The organism is Mesorhizobium sp. M8A.F.Ca.ET.021.01.1.1 (assembly GCF_003998025.1).
In the GTDB taxonomy this organism is placed as follows: domain Bacteria; phylum Pseudomonadota; class Alphaproteobacteria; order Rhizobiales; family Rhizobiaceae; genus Mesorhizobium.
In genome coordinates, this window is sequence record NZ_RZSJ01000518.1 from 1 (window position 1) to 4,423 (window position 4,423).

Annotated in this window: 4 protein-coding genes; 3 read left to right on the top strand and 1 reads right to left on the bottom strand. The window is 65.7% G+C overall.

What is annotated here, in order from left to right; all coding sequences use genetic code 11:
• The 3 genes from EOA36_RS28740 to EOA36_RS28750 all read left to right on the top strand — a co-directional run.
• Window positions 1-1,351, top strand: a 1,351-nt coding sequence (locus EOA36_RS28740; protein WP_145969349.1) for an aldehyde dehydrogenase family protein, incomplete at its 5' end; no start/stop codon positions are given.
• Between the two features lie 10 nt (window positions 1,352-1,361).
• On the top strand, window positions 1,362-2,405 hold the full coding sequence (locus EOA36_RS28745; protein WP_127280398.1) for a tartrate dehydrogenase: 1,044 nt from the start codon (window positions 1,362-1,364) through the stop codon (window positions 2,403-2,405).
• 17 nt (window positions 2,406-2,422) lie between these two features.
• Window positions 2,423-3,883: an NAD-dependent succinate-semialdehyde dehydrogenase gene (locus EOA36_RS28750; protein WP_127280399.1), complete on the top strand. Its 1,461-nt coding sequence runs from the start codon at window positions 2,423-2,425 to the stop codon at window positions 3,881-3,883.
• A 22-nt stretch (window positions 3,884-3,905) separates the two neighbouring features.
• On the opposite strand, the gene EOA36_RS28755 is transcribed toward EOA36_RS28750, so the two are convergent.
• The coding region (locus tag EOA36_RS28755) for an FAD-binding oxidoreductase (RefSeq protein WP_145969350.1) at window positions 3,906-4,423 on the bottom strand (518 nt) is incomplete at its 5' end.

Genomic DNA, 4,423 nt, shown 5'->3' on the forward strand with positions numbered 1-4,423 from the left:
ATCCTATACGGACTGCCCCGTAGCCGGCCCTGACTTGATCGAGCGTGCGGCGGACAGCGCCAAGGCAGCACTGAAGGTCAGCAACTGGGCCGGCGTCCGGCCACGCGAGCGCACCAGGGCACTCCAGGCCTGGGCCGACCTTATCGAGGCGGAAGCCGAGACGCTGGCCCGGATCGAGGCGCTGAGCTCGACGCGGCCGGTCGGCCAGCTCGTCGCCGGCGACATCGCCATCACCGCCGAACAGATCCGCTTCTTCGCCGAATTCGCCGACAAGGAAGGCAGCGAGCTCGCGCCGACCGACGATGCTAGCCTCGGCATGATCATGAGCGAGCCCTATGGCGTCGTCGGCGCGATCACGCCCTGGAATTTTCCCGTCTCGATGGCCGGCTGGAAGCTCGGCCCGGCGCTGGCCGCCGGCAATGCGGTTGTGTTGAAGCCGTCGGAAATGACGCCCTTCTCGGCCGTCTATCTGGCGCAACTCGCCGTGAGAGCCGGCCTGCCGGCGGGACTGATCAACGTGGTGCTCGGCGATGGTCCAACCACCGGCACGGCGCTGACCGGCCATCCCGACATCGCCAAGGTCTCCTTCACCGGCTCGACCCGCGCCGGCTCGGCTATCATGGAGAATGTCGCCCGCACCGGCGTCAAACCAATGACGCTGGAACTCGGCGGCAAGAGCCCCCAGCTCGTTTTTGCCGATGCCGATCTCGACAAGGCGGCCTCCGCGATCGCCGGCAGCGTCACCTTCAATGCCGGCCAGGCCTGCGTGGCCGCGACACGCCTGATCGTCGAGAAGCGCGTCGCCGACCGGCTGACGGCCGCTATCCTGGAGAAGATGAAGGCGGTGCGACCCGGCCCGACCTGGGACGCGACGACGCAATATTCGCCCATCATCTCGGAACGGCAGCGGGCGCGTATCGACAGCATCGTGCGCGCCGCGGTCGCGGCCGGCGGCGAATGCCTGACCGGCGGCAATAGCATGGACCATCCCGGCTATTTCTACGAGCCGACGCTGATCGCGGATGTCGACCAGGCCAATCCTGCCATCGTCGAGGAAATCTTCGGCCCGGTCCTGACCGTCCAGACCTTCGAGAGCGAGGAAGAGGCGCTGGCGCTGTCCAGCCATCCGACCTACGGTCTGGCTTCCGGCCTGTTCACGTCAGACCTGTCGCGCACCATCCGCTTCGCACGTAAGCTCGAAGCGGGCACCGTCTGGGTCAACCGCTACAGCCGCTCGCGCGACCACATCCTGCCGACCGGTGGCTACAAGCGCTCCGGCATTGGCAAGGACCTTGGCCGCGAGGCCTATCTCGCCAATCGCAGGACCAAGAGCGTCCTGATCAGCCTCTAGAGAGATGCCGATGAAGTCCTATTCGATCGCCCTGATCCCCGGTGACGGCATCGGCATCGACGTGACTGCCGCCGCATGGTCCGTGCTGCAGACGGCTGCTAACCATGCCGGCTTCGCACTTGCCGGAACCGAATTCCCCTGGTCGTGCAAGTTCTACCGGGACACCGGCCGCATGATGCCGGAAGACGCCATCGGAACCTTGCGCGGTTTCGACGCCATTCTTCTCGGCGCCGTCGGCTGGCCGGCGGAAGTGCCGGATTCGGTGTCGCTGCACGGCCTACTGCTGCCGATCCGCAAGGCATTCGTGCAGTACGCCAACATCCGGCCGCATCGCCTGCTGCCGGGTGTGACGGGACCGCTGCGGGCCGAAAGCTTCGACATATTGTGCATCCGTGAGAACACCGAAGGCGAATATTCGGGCGCCGGCGGGCGTGTGCATCAAGGCACGCTGGACGAGGTGGCTGTCGAGACCTCGATCTTCACCCGCCCCGGCGTCGAGCGCATCCTGCGCTTCGGCTTCGAACAGGCGCGGGCGCGGAGCGGCAAGCTCGCTTCCGTCACCAAGTCGAACGCGCAGAAGTACTCGATGGTGTTCTGGGACGAGATCACGCGCAAGCTGGCGGCGGACTATCCCGATGTCACTGTCACCAGCTATCACGTCGACGCGCTCGCCGCGCGTATGATCATGGCGCCCGAGACCCTCGACGTGGTCGTCGCCTCGAACCTGTTCGGCGACATACTGACCGACATCGGCGCGGCGATCCAGGGCGGGCTCGGCTACGCCGCTTCCGCCAACATCAATCCTGACCGTTCGGCGCCGTCGATGTTCGAGCCGGTGCACGGCTCGGCGCCCGACATCGCGCATCTCGGCATAGCCAACCCGATCGCTACCATCTGGTCCGGCGCGATGATGCTCGAACATCTTGGCGAAACAGCCGCCGCTGGCCGCATCATGAAAGCCGTCGAAGCGACAACCGCGCGCGGCATAGGCACCATTCCCGGCAAGGACAGAACGGGGGCCATCACGGCCGCCGTCGACGCCGCTCTCACCTGATTGCAAGGTCGTTTCCGATGAAAAGCCTGAACGATAAAAGTCTATTTCGCGAAGCCGGCCTGATCGGCGGCAAGTGGGTTGCTGCCGGCTCCGGCAAGACGGTCGATGTGCTCGACCCGGCGACCCAGTCGGCAATCGGCACAGTGCCCGACATGGCCGGCGCGGAGACGCGTGCGGCGATAGAAGCCGCGGCTTCCGCCTATCGGGATTGGCGGAAGAAGACCAACGCCGAACGCGCGGCGCTGCTCGAAGCCTGGCACGGCCTGATGCTGGCGCATCTCGACGATCTGGCGCTGATCCTGACCACGGAACAGGGCAAGCCGCTGGACGAAGCCAAGGGCGAGATCCGCTACGGTGCCTCCTTCGTCAAATGGTTCGCGGAGGAAGCGCGCCGCATCAACGGCCACACCATCCCCTCGCCCACTCCGGACCGCCGCATCATCGTGCTGAAGGAGCCGGTGGGTGTCTGCGGCATCATCACGCCGTGGAACTTTCCCAACGCGATGATCACCCGCAAGGTCGCGCCGGCGCTGGCCGCAGGCTGCACCGTGGTCATCAAGCCGTCCGAGTTCACGCCCTATTCGGCGCTCGCGCTCGGCGTGCTCGCCGAACGGGCCGGCATTCCCGCCGGCGTCATCAACATCGTCACTGGCATGCCAGCGGAAATCGGCAACGAGATCATGGCGAACGTGACAGTGCGCAAGATCTCCTTCACCGGCTCGACGCGGGTCGGCTCGCTGCTGATGCGCGGCGCCGCCGACAGCGTGAAGCGACTCAGCCTCGAACTCGGCGGCAACGCCCCCTTCATCGTCTTCGACGACGCCGACCTCGACCTCGCCATCGAGGGCGCGCTCGTTTCGAAATTTCGCAATGGCGGCCAGACCTGTGTGTGCGCCAACCGCATCGTCGTCCAGGCCGGTGTCTATGACGCCTTCGCCGCGAAGCTCACCGCTCGCGTCAACGCCATGACGGTGGGGCCCGGCACGCAGCCCGGCGTCGTCATCGGACCGATGATCAACATGGCGGCGGTCGAGAAAATCAACCGCCACGTCGCGGACGCGCTCGCCAAGGGTGCTGCGATCGTCACTGAGAAGCAGGCCGCCCTGCCAGAAGGATCTCAGTATGTCGCGCCGCTGGTGCTGACGGGCGCCACAAAGGACATGCAGCTTGCCGGCGAGGAAACGTTCGGCCCGGTCGCGCCGCTTTTCCGTTTCGAGACGGAAGAGGAAGCGATCGCGCTGGCCAACGGCACACCCTACGGACTTGCCTCCTACTTCTACACCGAGAATTTGAAACGCGCCTGGCGCGTCGGCGAGGCGTTGGAGTTCGGCATGGTGGGCTTGAACACCGGCTCGGTCTCGATGGAGGTGGCACCCTTCGGCGGCGTCAAGCAGTCCGGCCTCGGCCGCGAAGGCGCGCAGGCCGGCATCGAGGAATATCTCGAGATGAAAAGCTTCCATATGGGCGGGCTGGGCTAAACCCCATCCGCCGGATCAGTGGTCACTGGAGCCGGTCCAGCGCCTTGTAGTAGAGGCCGACCATCGGCAGGAACCATGGCTTGCCGGAATAGCCTGGAATGGCAGGCCACTCGAGCCCCTTCAGCGGATTGCGGTCCTCGCGGCCGAGCATGGCATCGGCCAGGATCATGCCGAGCTGGGTGGAAAGCTGCGCGCCATGACCGGAATAGCCCATCGCGTACCAGACCCCGTCATGGTAGCCGGCGCGCGGGAAGCGGTCCTTGGTCATGTCGACCAGCCCGCCCCAGCAATAGTCGATCTCGACCTTGGCGAGTTGCGGAAAAATCGCCGCGAGGCTCGCCCGCAATATCTGCCCGCTCCTGGCGTCGGAGCGCTGGTCCGATGTCGCCGAGAAACGCGCGCGGCCGCCGAAGATCAGACGCTTGTCGGGTGCGAGGCGGAAGTAGTTGCCGATGTTCATCGAGGTCACGCATGTCCGGTTGCCAGACATGGTGGCCGTGATCTCGATATCGCTCAACGGCCGCGTGGCGATAATGAAGC

What these genes read in the sequence shown, in the direction of transcription:
- EOA36_RS28745 (WP_127280398.1), top strand. Translation starts at nt 1,362, where the DNA reads ATGAAGTCCTATTCGATCGCCCTGATCCCCGGTGACGGCATCGGCATC.
- EOA36_RS28750 (WP_127280399.1), top strand. Translation starts at nt 2,423, where the DNA reads ATGAAAAGCCTGAACGATAAAAGTCTATTTCGCGAAGCCGGCCTGATC.